This is a genomic window from Staphylococcus cohnii subsp. cohnii (assembly GCF_002902365.1).
GTDB lineage: Bacteria > Bacillota > Bacilli > Staphylococcales > Staphylococcaceae > Staphylococcus > Staphylococcus cohnii.
Window position 1 is genome coordinate 20,839 of the sequence record NZ_PPQC01000020.1, and the last position, 15,966, is coordinate 36,804.

General features: G+C 34.1%; 22 protein-coding genes. 1 reads left to right on the forward strand and 21 read right to left on the reverse strand.

Translation table 11 applies throughout. The features are described from left to right. The 3 genes from CD032_RS13290 to CD032_RS03710 form a co-directional block, all read right to left on the reverse strand. The coding region (locus CD032_RS13290; RefSeq protein ID WP_258026219.1) for a BCCT family transporter at window positions 1-546 on the reverse strand (546 nt) is incomplete at its 3' end. Between the two features lie 342 nt (window positions 547-888). Beyond that, entirely contained in the window at window positions 889-1,896 is a 1,008-nt protein-coding gene (locus CD032_RS03705) for a zinc-binding alcohol dehydrogenase family protein (RefSeq protein WP_019468672.1), read from the reverse strand. A gap of 17 nt (window positions 1,897-1,913) precedes the next feature. Continuing rightward, on the reverse strand, window positions 1,914-2,921 hold the full coding sequence (locus CD032_RS03710; protein ID WP_103211194.1) for an NADP-dependent oxidoreductase: 1,008 nt from the start codon (window positions 2,919-2,921) through the stop codon (window positions 1,914-1,916). 143 nt (window positions 2,922-3,064) lie between these two features. Here CD032_RS03710 and CD032_RS03715 point away from each other — a divergent pair, with 143 nt between their 5' ends. After that, the gene (locus tag CD032_RS03715; RefSeq protein WP_019468670.1) at window positions 3,065-4,060 is read left to right on the forward strand and encodes an LLM class flavin-dependent oxidoreductase; all 996 of its coding nucleotides are present in this window, start codon (window positions 3,065-3,067) and stop codon (window positions 4,058-4,060) included. Window positions 4,061-4,135: 75 nt separating this feature from the next. Here CD032_RS03715 and CD032_RS03720 read toward each other — a convergent pair whose 3' ends face one another. The 18 genes from CD032_RS03720 to rpsE form a co-directional block, all read right to left on the reverse strand. Further along, window positions 4,136-5,011 (reverse strand): alpha/beta hydrolase, encoded by an 876-nt coding sequence (locus CD032_RS03720; RefSeq protein ID WP_103211195.1) that lies wholly within the window; start codon window positions 5,009-5,011, stop codon window positions 4,136-4,138. Between the two features lie 246 nt (window positions 5,012-5,257). Beyond that, window positions 5,258-5,650 carry a 30S ribosomal protein S9 gene (gene rpsI / locus CD032_RS03725; RefSeq protein ID WP_019468668.1) on the reverse strand — a complete coding sequence of 131 codons (393 nt, stop codon included), beginning with the start codon at window positions 5,648-5,650 and terminating at the stop codon, window positions 5,258-5,260. A gap of 19 nt (window positions 5,651-5,669) precedes the next feature. Beyond that, complete coding sequence (rplM, locus tag CD032_RS03730) at window positions 5,670-6,107, reverse strand: 50S ribosomal protein L13 (protein ID WP_019468667.1); 438 nt, start codon at window positions 6,105-6,107, stop codon at window positions 5,670-5,672. Window positions 6,108-6,309: 202 nt separating this feature from the next. Next, window positions 6,310-7,116 carry a tRNA pseudouridine(38-40) synthase TruA gene (gene truA, locus CD032_RS03735; RefSeq protein WP_019468666.1) on the reverse strand — a complete coding sequence of 269 codons (807 nt, stop codon included), beginning with the start codon at window positions 7,114-7,116 and terminating at the stop codon, window positions 6,310-6,312. A gap of 3 nt (window positions 7,117-7,119) precedes the next feature. Further along, a complete protein-coding gene (locus CD032_RS03740; RefSeq protein WP_019468665.1) occupies window positions 7,120-7,926 on the reverse strand; it encodes an energy-coupling factor transporter transmembrane component T family protein in 807 nt (268 codons plus the stop codon). Next, complete coding sequence (locus tag CD032_RS03745) at window positions 7,916-8,779, reverse strand: energy-coupling factor transporter ATPase (RefSeq protein ID WP_019468664.1); 864 nt, start codon at window positions 8,777-8,779, stop codon at window positions 7,916-7,918. Before CD032_RS03745 ends, CD032_RS03740 begins: the two co-directional genes overlap by 11 nt. After that, window positions 8,776-9,588 (reverse strand): energy-coupling factor transporter ATPase, encoded by an 813-nt coding sequence (locus CD032_RS03750; protein ID WP_019468663.1) that lies wholly within the window; start codon window positions 9,586-9,588, stop codon window positions 8,776-8,778. The genes CD032_RS03745 and CD032_RS03750 overlap by 4 nt, the downstream gene beginning before the upstream one ends. A gap of 505 nt (window positions 9,589-10,093) precedes the next feature. Further along, on the reverse strand, window positions 10,094-10,462 hold the full coding sequence (gene rplQ, locus CD032_RS03755) for a 50S ribosomal protein L17 (protein WP_019468662.1): 369 nt from the start codon (window positions 10,460-10,462) through the stop codon (window positions 10,094-10,096). An 18-nt stretch (window positions 10,463-10,480) separates the two neighbouring features. After that, window positions 10,481-11,425: a DNA-directed RNA polymerase subunit alpha gene (locus CD032_RS03760; RefSeq protein WP_019468661.1), complete on the reverse strand. Its 945-nt coding sequence runs from the start codon at window positions 11,423-11,425 to the stop codon at window positions 10,481-10,483. 76 nt (window positions 11,426-11,501) lie between these two features. Next, window positions 11,502-11,891: a 30S ribosomal protein S11 gene (gene rpsK / locus CD032_RS03765; RefSeq protein WP_019468660.1), complete on the reverse strand. Its 390-nt coding sequence runs from the start codon at window positions 11,889-11,891 to the stop codon at window positions 11,502-11,504. Between the two features lie 23 nt (window positions 11,892-11,914). Beyond that, window positions 11,915-12,280, reverse strand: coding sequence for a 30S ribosomal protein S13 (gene rpsM, locus CD032_RS03770; RefSeq protein WP_019468659.1), 366 nt, complete (start codon window positions 12,278-12,280; stop codon window positions 11,915-11,917). 21 nt (window positions 12,281-12,301) lie between these two features. Next, complete coding sequence (gene rpmJ / locus CD032_RS03775; RefSeq protein ID WP_002482634.1) at window positions 12,302-12,415, reverse strand: 50S ribosomal protein L36; 114 nt, start codon at window positions 12,413-12,415, stop codon at window positions 12,302-12,304. Window positions 12,416-12,446: 31 nt separating this feature from the next. After that, on the reverse strand, window positions 12,447-12,665 hold the full coding sequence (gene infA, locus CD032_RS03780) for a translation initiation factor IF-1 (protein ID WP_001118443.1): 219 nt from the start codon (window positions 12,663-12,665) through the stop codon (window positions 12,447-12,449). Between the two features lie 173 nt (window positions 12,666-12,838). Further along, window positions 12,839-13,489: an adenylate kinase gene (locus tag CD032_RS03785; protein ID WP_019468658.1), complete on the reverse strand. Its 651-nt coding sequence runs from the start codon at window positions 13,487-13,489 to the stop codon at window positions 12,839-12,841. A gap of 17 nt (window positions 13,490-13,506) precedes the next feature. Further along, the gene (gene secY / locus CD032_RS03790; RefSeq protein WP_071562313.1) at window positions 13,507-14,799 is read right to left on the reverse strand and encodes a preprotein translocase subunit SecY; all 1,293 of its coding nucleotides are present in this window, start codon (window positions 14,797-14,799) and stop codon (window positions 13,507-13,509) included. Beyond that, window positions 14,799-15,239: a 50S ribosomal protein L15 gene (gene rplO / locus CD032_RS03795; protein ID WP_019468656.1), complete on the reverse strand. Its 441-nt coding sequence runs from the start codon at window positions 15,237-15,239 to the stop codon at window positions 14,799-14,801. Before rplO ends, secY begins: the two co-directional genes overlap by 1 nt. Before the next feature lie 16 nt (window positions 15,240-15,255). Next, entirely contained in the window at window positions 15,256-15,435 is a 180-nt protein-coding gene (rpmD, locus tag CD032_RS03800) for a 50S ribosomal protein L30 (protein ID WP_002482630.1), read from the reverse strand. Window positions 15,436-15,451: 16 nt separating this feature from the next. Beyond that, entirely contained in the window at window positions 15,452-15,949 is a 498-nt protein-coding gene (gene rpsE / locus CD032_RS03805) for a 30S ribosomal protein S5 (protein WP_019468655.1), read from the reverse strand. Window positions 15,950-15,966 lie beyond the last annotated feature (17 nt).

The following is a 15,966-nucleotide window of genomic DNA, read 5'->3' on the forward strand; positions in this document are numbered from 1 at the left end:
GCCACGCATCATCTTTTCTCCTAAAATTGGTCTTAATGTCGCACTCACTAATCCAGGATACCCTTTATGAAAATTAAAATATGCAAATACAAGTCCTACAATTCCGTACACTGCCCATGCATGTATACCCCAGTGGAAAAATGAGAACTGCATCGCTTCATTGATGGCAGTTTGTGTTCCTGCTTTATGTATCGGTGTTAATGTAAATGCATGACTGATGGGTTCAGCTGTTGTCCAAAATACTAAACCAATCCCCATACCCGCACTAAACAACATTGCAAACCATGATTTTAGTGAAAATTCTGGGTCTTCTCCTTCTTCTCCTAAAGTTATTGTTGAATATCTAGAAAATAATAAATAGATAGATACAACTAAAATAGCTAACACTAATAGTAAATAATACCATCCAAAATTTACTGCAATAAAATTGGTAATCGCTTGTGTAACCGTTTCTAATTGTTTAGGCGCAATTGCGCCATAAATAACAAATAGCGTACAAATCGTTAGCGCTACCCAAAAAACTACTGTTAATTTTCTAAGACGCATATTAACATGACACTCTCCCTTTACTTTATGTGTCATATATACCCTTACATTGTGGTAATATGCGTGATTTATGAATTTAATTGTATTTAACACTTTGATTTATACATTCTATATCTTAAATTGTGCATATGTTTAAGAGTAATAATTTTCGATATTGATATTGTGAGAAACAATTTCTTTGAAAAATAAAGGAGCAAAATAACAATCAAATATAATGTTTTGATTGCCATTGCTCCTTTGTAGCAGCTATTTTATTGAAAACTGTTTAACTCTTCTAGTATTGCTTAACAAATAACTATTTCTCAATAGCAGTGTTCATATTTATAACATCAATCACTTTTACTAAATGGAAATAACTAATTTGCCAACCATGCTATGATTTTCCATTTTTTTATGCGCTTCATAAATATTATCTGCTGTTAATCCTTTTAGCACTTCATTTGCTGTGGGCTTATAGTCACCTGATTCTACTTTGTTAGTGATATCTTTTAAATAGGTACCATGAATAGCCATATCTTCTGTTTTATTTAGCGGTCTTGAATACATATATTCATGTGTAAAGGTTACACTTTTAGTCTTCAATAAATTTAAATCTTGATTATTGTTGAAAGCAACAATTGTAGCTATTTTACCGCGTGGTTTTACTAATTCAATCATTTTTTCGTAATACAAATCCGTATCAAAAGTACAAAATATATAATCTACTTCACTAATTTCATATTTTTTAAATTCATCTGTCAGATTATTTTTATGATTCAACACGATGTCTGCACCTAATGATTTTGACCAATTATACGTTTCATCGCGAGATGCAGTGGTGATGACGTGTAATCCGTAATACTTTGCTATCTGAGTTGCGATACTACCTACGCCACCTGCGCCATTAATTATTAATAAGGACTTCCCTTTATTTTCTTCTGGATTATGAGAAATATTAAAAACATCAAAAAGTGTTTCTGACGCTGTTAAACCAGTTAAAGGGAGACTTGCCGCTTCAACATCACTAATATTACTCGGCTTCAAAGCTACCAATCGTTCATCAACAAGTTGATATGTTTGATTCGATCCTTGATACGAAGGTGAACCTGAATAATAAACTTCATCGCCAATCTTAAATTGTTTAACATCTTCGCCTATAGCTTCTACAACACCTACAGCATCATATCCTAAAATTCTTGGCGACTCACTTATAGACGATTGTCTAATTTTCGTATCTACTGGATTCACACTAATAGCAGTTAAACGCACTAATAATTCATATTGCTGAGGCTTTGGCGTCTCTATATCCATTTCATAAAATTGATTACCTTCATCTAATGTAAACGGTCTATCTGCACCAATTGCTTTCATATGTGCATCTCCTTTACTTATATATAGTCTGAAACTTGGACCACTTGTTTACCAAAATTATCTCCAGTAAATAAATTTCTAAAGGCATTAGGCACGTTTTCAAATCCTTCTACAATCGAAGTTTTTGTTTTTATTTTATCTTCATTTACCCACTGAGCAAGCTGTTGACTCGCTTGTTTAAAGTCATCAGCATAATTTGCAACAACAAATCCTTTCATAAGTGCTTGTGATTTTATCAAAATCGGCTGTATACGTGGGCCGTGCTCAATACTTTTATCATTATATCCAGAAATTGCACCACATACTGGAATTCTAGCAAATTGATTTAAGTGTTTCATTACTTCATCTGCAATGTGCCCACCAACATTTTCAAAATAAACATCTACACCATCTGGAACTGCTTGTGCTAATTGTTCTGAGAAGTTATCAGCTTTATAATCTACACTAGCATCAAATCCTAATTGTTCAGTTAAATATTTCGTTTTGGTTGTTCCGCCTGCAATACCAACCACACGTGCGCCTTTTAATTTAGCTATTTGACCTACTACTGATCCGACAGCCCCTGAAGCTGCAGATACAACAACAGTTTCTCCTTCTTTTGGTTGGCCAATTTTCAGCAGACCATGGTATGCCGTTTGCCCAGTCATACCTAATACACTTAGATATAAATAAAGTGGAATCTCTCTCTGAGTAATTTTCGTAACTTTTTGAGCTGATACATTTGTATATTTTTGCCAAGGTAACATACCTAATACATAATCACCTTCGTCAAAAGCATCAGCGTTGGATTGTATTACTTTTCCAACAATATGTCCGGCCAATGGTTCATCTAATTGAAATGGTTGTATATAAGATTTACTATCATCCATTCTGCCACGCATATATGGATCTACCGAAATATATATCGCTTCAACTTGAATCTCATCATTACCAGGCTCATCTATTTCAATAGTTTCGTATCTAAATACATCATCAGAAGGTATACCTTCTGGGCGTTTTGCTAATACAATGCTTTCTGTTTTCATTATTTTACCTCCATTTCATATTTTCTTCTATTCTATAGTGATGAAGTTATGCAATCAATCAAATCGCTTATTTGATATTTTGTCCCCGTGTTATGATAAACAGAATAGAGCACTTAAATGATTGTAATGAAGGAGAGTGTAATATGCGATTAAGTATACTAGATTATGTCCCAATATTTGAAGGCAGCGATACTACTCAAGCGATAAATCATTCTGTTGAATTAGCTCAATTTGCTGAATCGCTAGGTTTTTATCGATTTTGGGTTGCTGAACATCACAAAGTATTGTCAGTTGCTTCTAGCGCTCCTGAAATGATAATGATGACATTGCTAGAAAATACAAATTCGATTCGCATAGGCAGTGGTGGTATTATGCTTCCTCACTATAGTGCATATAAAGTAGCAGAAGTTTTTAAAATACTAGAAGGTCGTCATCCTGGCAGAGTAGATTTAGGCATTGGCCGTTCTATGAGCTTTAAAAATGTAAATAAAGCACTAAATGAAAACAAAACAGTCAAAGTTGATTTTAAAACTCAAATTGTGGATTTAATAAACTATTTTAATGATGACATTCAAAGACAAAGGTTTCTGGGATTATACGCTACACCTTTAATCAATACACAACCTGATATGCATATATTGGGCACGAGCCAAAATAGTGCTGAACTCGCTGCGCAACTTGGTTTACCTTTTGTCACTGCTTTAATGGGAAAGCAAAAATATAAAATTAAACAATCCATTGATGATTATCGAAAGCTATTTTTAAAACTTCATCCAAACCGAACACCATATGTTATGATTTCAACTTTTGTAATCACTGCAAATGACATTCAAAAAATCAAAGAATTAGAACAAGCTTTTCATCTTTGGTTATTGCGCATTAACTATTTAAAACAACCCAGTCACTATCCATCAATTACATTTGCTCAACAAAGACAACCAACTACAAGAGAACTTGAAAAAATGAAGCAAAATGAACCACGCTTTATCAGTGGTTTACCAAATGAAGTTTTTACTCAATTACAAGCAATCGCACATAACTACAATGCAGATGAAATAATGATTCAACCACATGTTTATGGGGAATCAAACCGCAAAAACTTGTTACAATTATTAGCAATTGAAAACAATCAATTTTAAGTTAATTAAAATGAGAAAATATAGTGGCTGCACAATTGTTCAAAAGATAATTCTAATATATTAGAGTTATCTTTTTTATTTATAATTCCAAAGAAATGCATTAATTTGATCTGTAACTTTTTCATTATCATGAAGCTCACTATGTTCAGCTTTAGGTCCATAAGCTTTGTATGATTTAAAAGTTTTAATATGATTTGATAATAAGTACCTTAACGATTCTGATGATACATTCGTTACTCTACCATCAGAATGCGTTCCGTCTTTTAAATCACCATAAATATTAAGGACTTCAGCATTTTTAGGGTAGTGCGCATGCATAGATAATAAATTACGGTATTCTTTTAACATCTTGTTAGGTTTGCCATTTTTGTCTAAATGTATATTTAAATCCAAACCATTGATATCTACTTCTCCGTTAAAGTTTCCAGCTAAACTAACTTGCTTATTTAACTTTGGTAAAACTCTATCATCACCATACTTTAACATATAATAACTAAAGGATTGATTTCCCATTGAGTGTGCAACAAAATTATATTTTTTAAAATGATATTTTGCATTAAAAGCTATCATAACATTTCTGATCCATTGCGCATTTTTTTCTAAATTTTTATTTTCATTATCTTCAAGTATAATTTTTATAATCGGACGTTTCATCTTGTTAGATATATTTTTATTAAATGTCACCTTTCCATTTGATAAAACTTTCGCTTCAACAACGTCATTTGTAATATTATTTTGGAGTGCTGAATTTACCATGTATTTTTCTGATTGACTTGTTCCAGCATAACCATGTAAATAAAATGTCGGCACTGATGTTTCACTGGACATATTTTTAATTAACGTTTTGTTTAACACTTGGTTCACCACAAAAAGAGTAATGCTAGAAAAAATAATTAATAATAATACGATACTTAATTTTTTTAAGTGATGGTTTAGCTTGTTGAATGTCATATGTATAACCTCTAATATTGTTTTATTTTATTATACTTCATACTTTTTGAACTTACTAAAATAAACCAACTCTTTCTATTTTTACGGGGACAAAAGTTGTATACATTTTTGTTTATTTATAAAACAAAAAAACTTCCCATATTAATATGGGAAGTTTGAAACGTTTCTTCTATTTGACACTAATCACCTAAGCAATTAATGTACCAAACCTGTGAACGAAAAATATTCGCAACAATATTTGGGATATTAACGTTTTGAGAATTGTGGTGAACGACGAGCTTTTTTAAGACCTGGTTTCTTACGTTCTTTCATACGTGGGTCACGTGTAAGTAATCCAGCGCGTTTTAATGAACCTCTATATTCAGGATCTGCTTCTAATAAAGCACGTGCAATTCCGTGACGGATAGCTTGTGCTTGTCCGGTGAAGCCACCACCGTGAACGTTAACTAATACATCATAGTTACCTTTAGTTTCTGTAACATCAAATGGTTGGTTTAAGTCTAAGATTAATGATTCGAATGGTAAGTAGCTACGTACATCAGTGTGGTTAACAGTAATGTTACCTTCGCCAGGTACTAAACGTACACGTGCTACTGAGTTTTTACGACGGCCTGTGCCTTTATATTCAACTTGTGCCAATGTAATTTCCTCCTTTTAATTAACCACGTAACTCGTAGTTTTCTGGTTGTTGTGCAGCGTGTGGATGTTCAGCGCCACCATATACAAATAATTTTTTACCTTGTTTTTCGCCTAGACGTGTGCTTGGTAACATACCTTTAATTGAGTTTTCAAGTAAACGTTCTGGGTTTTTAGCTTTTAACTCACCAGCAGAGATTGATTTGATTCCGCCTGGGTGGTTACTGTGACGGTAATACATTTTGTCTTGTTCTTTATTACCAGTGAATTGAATTTTAGCAGCGTTGATGATAATTACATAATCACCTGAGTCAACGTGTGGTGTATAAGTTACTTTATTTTTACCGCGTAGAATAGCAGCTACTTCTGATGATAAACGACCAAGTGTTTTACCTTCAGCATCAATAACATACCATTTGCGCTCAATGTTTGCTTCATTAGCCATAAATGTTTGACGCATATAATTGTCCTCCTAGAATAAATAAATGTTTCTTGTCTAATTAAAGTGATATTTAAACTTAAATTCATTTATTTTGTTAATTTATAATTTCTACGTGCTTCTATATCTTGTTACACAATAAGATTCCGGGGCTTATCGTGGGGTGATATAAAACAATACCGTTAGTTATCGTATAATTTTTATGGGGTTTTGTCAATGTAATTCAACTATTTTGTGTAGATTTTTTTTGATATATTTTTATATTTTCACCAAAGTCTCTTTTCAGTGCTTCGGGGGATAAATATATATGTTCCAAATACAATCCATCCGCTGGTGCAGTGAACGGAACTTTATTGCGGTCTTTAGCATTTAATAATTGTGGAACTACCTCAGGTTGGAATTTCCCTTTGCCTACTCCAATTAAAAATGCTACTAAGACACGCACCATATTATATAAAAATCCCGAACCAGTAACGACATAATCAAAACCATATTCTGTTTTTTCTATTTTACTTTCATATAACGTACGGACTTTACTTTCAACTTCTGTTTTTTGAGAACAAAATCCAGTAAAGTCATGTGTACCTATAAACAAATTAGCAGCTTGTGTCATTTTTTCAAAGTTTAAACTTTCTGGTACGTGACTTTTCAATCCACATTCAAATGGATTTTTATTAGGTGATTGGTAAACTTTATAGCGATAAGTTTTACCGACACAATCGTATCGACAATGAAATGATTCATCTACAAATGAAACATCTTTCACATAAACATCATCAGGCAATGCCCGATTCATCGCATATCGCCATTGATCTGGTGCAATATTAAGCTCTGTATCAAAATGAAAATATTGTTCTAATGCATGCACGCCACGATCAGTTCGACTACTAGGATGTATTCTAATATGTCGTTTGTGCATGCGTTTAAGTATTTTTTCAAATTGTTGTTGTACGGTTCTACCATTATTTTGAATTTGAAAACCTAAGAATTGACTACCCTGATATGAAATATTTACTAATACACGAACCATTCTTTACACTCCCATATACTTTAACACAAATAGTATTATTGCTATTGGTATAATTGAAATCAATAACAAACTATCAGACCATTGCCAGTCTAATTGACGATAACTTGTTCGCTGTTTGTTTGTTTCATAACCACGGACTTCCATTGCAATGGCTAAATCTTCTGCTCTTTGGAAAGCTGAGATAAATAAGGGTATCAATAAAGGAATAAATGCTTTAACTCTGTTGATTAACCCCCCAGAACTGATTTCAGAACCTCTTGATTTCTGTGCTAAAATAATCTTATCTAGCTCATTCATTAAAGTTGGAATAAAACGTAAAGCGATTGACATCATCATACTCAATAAATGTACGGGTACTTTTATCAACTTTAATGGATATAATAATCTTTCAAACGCATCAGTAAGATCTAATGGGCTCGTCGTTAAAGTCATGATTGTAGATACCATAATGATAAACATTAGCCTCAAAACAATATAGACACCTTCTAAAATACCTTGAGTATCAATTGAAATAAAACCTAACTCAAATATGCGCATACCACCTTTAGTTAAAAACAAATGCATTAAAAAGGTGAAAATCAGAAAAATCCATATGGGTGTTAATCCCTTTATTAAAAACCAAGATTTTATGTGCGCTGCTTTCATCATGGTTACTATGATTAAGAATAACCATAAGTAAGTGATAAATGAATGTGCAAAAAATATTAGTATAATAAATAAAAATACAAATATTAATTTGGCACGTGGATCACGACGATGTACAAAAGTGTCTAATGGAAGATAACGTCCTATAATAAACTTATCTCTCATGTTGTTGCCACTCCTTATACATCTCTGTGAATTCTGATTCGGTTAATGCGGTGCGCTCAAATTTAAATTGATGCTTTGCTTCGATATCTCTCTGTAATTTGACGATGTCTGGTACATCTAAATGCATATCTTTAACATAGTCGTCAGCATTAAACAATTTTCTTGGAGAACAGCTTTCCACTAACTTGCCATGCTTAATAATTTTCACTTCATCAGCATATTTTGCAACATCATTCATTTCATGTGTAACTAATATAATTGTTTTATTTTGTTCAAGCTGCAGTTTCTTTAACATTTCCATGATTTGATTTCTACTTTTAGGGTCAAGTCCTGCAGTAGGTTCATCTAAAATAACAATATCTGGATCCATAGCCAATATAGAAGTAATTGCTATTTTTCTCATTTGACCTCCCGACATTTGGAAAGGTGATTGTTCAAGTATATCTCTATTAAAACCGAACTCTAATAATAATTGAAATGCTCGTGCTTTTACTTCTTCAAGTGGCATATTAAAATTTTTAGGTCCGAATAAAATTTCTCGTTCCACGGAATCTTCAAAAAGTTGTGATTCTGGAAATTGGAATACTACTCCTACACGCTTACGCACTTGCTTTAAATACTTATCTTTCGTCTTGTGTGTAATCATGACATCATCGACTTCTAAAGAGCCATGTGACGGTTTTAGCAATCCATTAATATGCTGTATTAATGTAGACTTACCAGAGCCTGTTTGACCAATCACTGCATAATACTTGCCTTGTTCAAAAGTAGTTACAATCTCTTTCAATGCAAGATGTTCATAAGGTGTTCCCTTTTGATAAACATAGGACACTTGATTGAATATAACAGTCATAATTTGCTTACCAACCCTTCATAAGAAATATAGTCAGTAACACCTAATAGTTGTTGGCTCATTCTCATTGCAAACGGTAAATCTAAACCTATTTGTGTTAATGCCTCTCCTTTATTAAAAATAACTTGAGGCAAACCCGATTGATATAGAAAGCCTTGGTTTAAAACAACTAAATGATCCGCATCTATAGCTTCAGATAAATCATGAGTGATTGATATGATTGTCACATCTTTTTCTTCCTTTAAACGATGTATGAGTGAAATTAATTCTGTTCTACCTTCTGGATCTAACATAGACGTCGCTTCATCTAATATGATGATATCCGTATTTAATGCTAAAACACCTGCAATTGCGACACGTTGTTTTTGTCCACCAGAAAGTGATTGTGGCTCATATGTAGCTCTGTCCAGCATATCTACATCCGCTAATGCTTTAGGCACAATTTCATGCATCTTCTCGTAAGTCATCGCATTATTTTCTAAACCAAATGCTACATCAAATTCCACAGTAGACCCAACAAATTGATTTTCTGGATTTTGAAATACAATACCTATATGCTGTCTCAACTTATTTAAGTTATCATCATTGATACTAACACCGTTTAAATATATTTGGCCCTCAAAAGGTTTTTGAATGCCAATCATCAGTTTTGCTATCGTCGATTTCCCCGAACCATTATGACCTACTATAGAGGTCCATTTGCCTCTAGGAATGCTAAATGATACATCATTTAACGCAAGTGGTTCATCGCTATTATATTTAAAAGATACATGATCAAATTTAATTATTTCTTCTGCTTGCGTTATCATACCAGTTATCTCCTAAATCAAAAATATTAATCATATACTTAATCATTTTACATGAAAAACGATAAATAAGCACTTCATCTTCACTAATTTCTTTTTTAAATTTTATTTATTGAGACACGCATAAAGATACTTTTAATCATGAAAACGCAGTTCATCAAGGTGAATAGTTAACAATTACTGTTTCTTAGCAATTTGTCTAGTTTTAAATTTGTGAACAAAATATTGTTTAGTTAGAACTTCTTATCCATTTACTCTATCAATGTATACCTTTAACTTATCCAAATTAAGGCTTGGCGGTTCGCTATTGCTTCGCAATTGCATAAGTCCCCCTAAATTCTTCGAATTAAGGGGGACTAACAAAAAAAAGCGCGCACCCCATCATATTTGAGTTCACGCTTTAAAATTTATTAAGTTGATGGGGTACTCTGAGCTAGACAATATTTGTATGTGGCAAACATTATCGTTGCACTCATTTGCTTTATACATAGTAGTATGTGTATTTAAATTAAACTAATTCTATAATTACTGATTCAGCACCGTCACCGCGACGAGGGCCTACTTTAAGGATACGTGTGTAACCACCTTGACGTTCTGTATAACGTTCAGCAATTTCACCAAATAATTTTTGAAGTGCAGTTTGTGTTGTTTCATCTTCATTTAAGACTTCAACATTACGTAAAGTTTTAGCAGCTTGGCGACGAGATGCTAAATCTCCTTTTTTACCTAAAGTGATTAATTTTTCAACAACACTACGTAATTCTTTTGCACGTGCTTCTGTCGTTTCAACACGTTCACTAACAATAAGTGAAGTAGCTAAGTCACGTAACATCGCTTTACGTTGATCAGAAGTACGACCTAATTTTCTGTAACCCATGAGTTAACCTCCTTTTTATTAATCTTCTTTTCTAAGACCTAAGCCTAGATCTTCAAGTTTATATTTAACTTCTTCTAATGATTTGCGTCCTAAATTGCGCACTTTCATCATATCTGCTTCAGATTTATCAGCTAATTCTTGAACAGAATTAATACCTGCGCGTTTCAAACAGTTATATGAACGGACAGATAAGTCTAACTCTTCTATAGACATTTCAAGTACTTTTTCTTTTTGATCTTCTTCTTTTTCAATCATGATTTCAGCATTTTGTGCTTCATCAGTTAATCCAACGAAGATGTTCAAATGTTCAGTTAGGATTTTTGCCGCTAGAGAAACAGACTCTTGTGGCGTAATTGAACCATTAGTCCAAACATCCAAAGTTAATTTATCAAAATCACTACTTTGACCTACACGTGTGTTTTCTACAGTATAGTTAACACGTTCTACTGGTGAATATAGTGAATCCACTGGAATTACACCAATTGGTAAATCACTAGTGTTATTTTGTTCTGCTAATGCGTAACCTCTACCCTTATTAGCAACAAGACGGATTTTTAAATGTCCACCTTTAGATACTGTTGCGATTTTAATCTCAGGATTTAAAATCTCTACATCACTATCATGCGTGATGTCACTTGCAGTAACTTCGCCTTCATCTTTTACATCAATCTCTAATGTTTTATCTTCTTCAGAATAAATTTTCAATGCTAGCTTTTTGATGTTCATAATAATTGTTGAAACATCTTCTACAACATTGTCTATTGCTGAGAATTCATGTAATACACCTTCGATTTCGATGTACTTAACGGCTGCACCTGGTAATGAAGATAGTAGGATACGACGTAAGGAGTTTCCTAGTGTAGTACCGTAGCCACGTTCTAGTGGTTCAACAACGAACTTACCGAATTTAGCATCTTCACTAATTTCAATTGTTTCAATTCTAGGTTTTTCGATTTCAATCATTTACAAATATCCTCCTTGATTACGTCGACTTGAATTGTACTGTGTTTCTCAGTGACTTGCGACAATAACGATAATATTATACGCGACGACGTTTTGGTGGACGACAACCATTATGTGGTACTGGAGTAACGTCACGGATTGCAGTTACATCTAATCCAGCTGATTGTAATGCACGGATCGCTGATTCACGACCTGGGCCAGGACCTTTAACAGTAACTTCAACAGTTTTCAAACCATGTTCCATAGCTGCTTTAGCTGCAGTTTCTGATGCCATTTGTGCTGCAAATGGTGTTGATTTTTTTGATCCTTTAAATCCAAGTGCACCTGCTGATGACCATGATAAAGCATTACCAAATTCATCAGTAATAGTTACGATTGTATTATTGAATGTTGAGCGGATGTGTGCCACACCATTCTCAATATTCTTTTTCACTCTACGTTTACGAGATACTTGTTTACGTGCCATTTAAAATTTGCCTCCTTTACCTATTATTTTTTCTTGTTAGCTACAGTTTTCACTGGGCCTTTACGAGTACGAGCATTGTTTTTTGTCTTTTGTCCGCGTACTGGTAAACCACGACGGTGACGGATACCACGGTATGATGAGATTTCCATTAAACGTTTAATGTTTAAGTTTTGCTCACGACGTAAGTCACCTTCTACTTTATAACTGTCTACTATTTCACGGATACGACCTAATTCGTCATCAGTTAAGTCTTTAACGCGAGTATCTGCAGATACATTAGCTTCTTCAACAATTTTTTGAGCTGTAGTAGTACCGATACCATATACATAAGTTAAAGAAATAACAATACGTTTTTCACGTGGAATATCTACTCCTGCAATACGTGCCATAATTATTTACACCTCTCTTTATTAACCTTGTCTTTGTTTGTGTTTTGGATTGCTACAAATTACCATTACTTTACCTTTACGTTTAATGACTTTACATTTTTCGCAAATTGGTTTTACTGATGGTCTTACTTTCATTTTAATACCTCCCTATATTATGGAGTGACGATTATTTATAACGATACGTAATTCTTCCGCGTGTTAAATCATACGGAGACATTTCTACAGTTACTTTGTCGCCAGGTAGAATTCGAATATAATTCATTCTGATTTTACCACTTACGTGAGCTAAAATCTCATGACCATTTTCTAATTCTACTTTAAACATTGCATTTGGTAAAGTATCTAATACTGTACCTTCTAATTCAATAACATCTTGCTTAGCCATTTATTAACTTCCCCCTTTTTACAATAGTTGGTTATCGTCTAAGATCAACTATAACCATACGAGTCTATAAGTGTTGTTAATAAGTTCAACAAAATTAAAATGAATTACTATATCGCATTGTCACTCTTTTTCGTTTATACTCTTGGCATTACATAGACCGTACAAAGTTGATACTATTTTAGGTTTTCAAGAATATCGATTACGTTTGAAGTAACCTCATTAATATCTTTTGAACCATCAATGTTTTTCAATACATTTTCATTATCATAGTATTCTAGGATTGGCTTAGATTGTTTTACATTGACATTTAAACGATTTGCAACTGTTTCTGGGTTGTCATCTTCACGTTGGTATAACTTACCACCGTCAATATCACAAATGCCATCAACTTTTGGAGGATTGAATACAAGATGATAAGTGTGTCCGCATTTTTCGCAAATTCTACGACCAGTAAGGCGGTTCATTAATTCTTCTTCAGGTACCTCTATATTGATAACAGCATCAATTTTTCTATCTAGTTCTTGCATGATTTCACTTAATGCTTTTGCTTGTTCAATAGTACGAGGAAAGCCGTCAAGTAAGAATCCTTTTTTTGCATCGTCTTCAGAAATTCTTTCTTTAACGATGCCCACAGTAACTTCATCAGGGACTAATTCTCCACGATCCATGTACGATTTAGCTTCTTTTCCTAAATCCGTTTCATCTTTAATCGCTTTTCTGAACATGTCTCCAGTAGATATGTGTGGAATTGGGAATTTCTTAACAATTTCACTCGCTTGAGTTCCTTTACCTGCGCCAGGTAAACCCATTAAAATGATATTCATAAGTGCCCTCCTACAATTTATCTACCACCAAAGCCTCTATAATCTTTTTGACTCACTTGAGCTTCAAGACTCTTCATTGTTTCAATCGCAACACCAATTACGATAAGTAGACTTGTACCACCGACTTGTATCGATTGTGGCAAGTCCATCACCTTAGTAGCAATGATTGGTAGTATAGCAACGACAGCTAAGAATATTGATCCTACAAAGGTCAATCTGTAGAGAACTTTAGTAATATATTTTTTTGTTTGTTCGCCAGGTCTAATACCCGGAACATAACTTCCTTGTTTTTTAAGGTTATCAGACATCTTTTCGGGATTGACTTGTACAAATGCATAGAAATATGTGAATGCGATAATGAGAATCACATAAACGATCATTCCTATATTATTCGATGGATTTGCCACGTCAGATATTTTTTGCGCCCAACTTGCATCAGGGAAGAACAAAGTTAATGTTCTTGGTAATAAGAAGAACGCCATTGCAAAGATGACTGGGATAACCCCTGCAGAGTTAACTTTCAAAGGTAAATATGTTGCTTGTGAACCTAATCGTTGTGCAGACTGTTTTTTCGCATATTGAATTGGTATTTTTCTAATAGCTTGTAGTACGAATATTGCACCAACCGTTAGCAATACCATTCCAACAATTAATCCAACAACTTTTAACCATGCTAAAGTTGTATCATCTTGTCCTACAAAGGACTGTTGGTAAAACTGGATTAATGATGAAGGTAATGAAGATAAAATCCCTCCAAAGATAATGATGGAAATACCATTACCAACACCGAATTGAGTGATCTGTTCACCTATCCAAATTAAGAACGCTGTACCAGCTGTTAACACAACAGCTATTGTTAGGTAGCTAATTACGGACTGGTCCATAATTAGTTGACCTTGCAAATAATTATTAAATTGGAACGCCATTCCTATCGATTGGATAAAAGCAAGTGCAATCGCAAAATAACGGGTTACGTTATTAAGTTTTTTTCTACCTGCATCACCTTGTTTTGCCCACTCTGAAAACTTTGGAACAATATCCATTTGTAATAACTGCATCACAATTGATGCAGTAATATATGGCATTATACCCATGGCAAAGATAGAAAAGTTCTGCAAGGCTCCGCCACCAAACGTGTTAAGTAAGTCAGTGACACCTTGAGAACCTTGTTGACTGTCAAAAGCAGCTGGATTTACGCCAGGTGCTGGAATATAAGTACCTATTTTAAAAATAACTAACATTGCGAGCGTAAAAAAGATCTTGTTACGAACTTCTTTTGTAGTAAAGAAGCTCACAAGCGTTTGAAACATTAGATCACCTCGTGTGCTCCGCCTTTAGCATCAATAGCTTCTGCTGCAGAAGCAGAGAATTTGTTAGCTTTCACTGTTAACTTCTTGTCAAGTGAACCACTACCTAGTACTTTAATACCAGATTTTTCACTTTTAACTACACCAGATTCTACTAATAAAGCAGGAGTTACTTCAGTACCATCCTCAAATTTATTAAGTTGGTCTAAGTTAACAATAGCATATTCTTTGCGGTTAATGTTAGTAAAACCTCGTTTTGGTAAACGGCGGAATAAAGGTAATTGTCCACCTTCAAATCCTGGTCTGATACTACCACCTGAACGCGCTTTTTGTCCTTTTTGTCCACGGCCACTAGTTTTACCGTTACCAGTAGCTGCACCACGACCTACGCGGTTACGAACTTTACGAGAACCTTCTGCTGGTTTTAACTCATGTAATTTCATTTCGGCACCTCCTTAATTATTTTTCTTCTACTGTCACTAAGTGACTTACTTTGTTGATTTGCCCACGAATAGCAGGGTTATCTTCAACAACTACTGAAGAGTTTGTTTTTTTCAAACCTAAAGCTTCAACAGTTTTACGTTGTGTTTCTGGACGACCTATAACACTACGAGTGAGGGTAATTTGTAATTTAGCCATAACTTATTTTCCCTCCTTAATTATATAATTCTTCTACTGACTTGCCACGTAATTTCGCAACTTGTTCAGCATTTTTAAGGTTTTGTAATCCATTAATTGTTGCACGCACCATATTGATTGGTGTGTTTGAACCTAAAGATTTACTTAAGATATCAGTGATACCTGCTAGTTCTAATACTGCACGAACAGGACCACCCGCAATAACACCAGTACCAGGAGCTGCTGGTTTCATTAATACACTACCTGAACTGAATTGTCCAGTGATCATGTGAGGAGTTGTACCTTCGACACGTGGAACTTCAACTAAGTTTTTCTTAGCTGCTTCAACTGCTTTTTTGATTGCTTCAGGTACCTCTTGTGCTTTACCAGTACCGAATCCAACGCGACCGTTTTTATCTCCAACTACTACTAAAGCGCTGAAACGGAAACTACGACCACCTTTTACAACTTTTGCAACACGATTAATTGTAACAACGCGTTCTTCAAATTCTTTCGCTTCTTCTCTACGAGCCATGTAAATGTCCCTCCTTT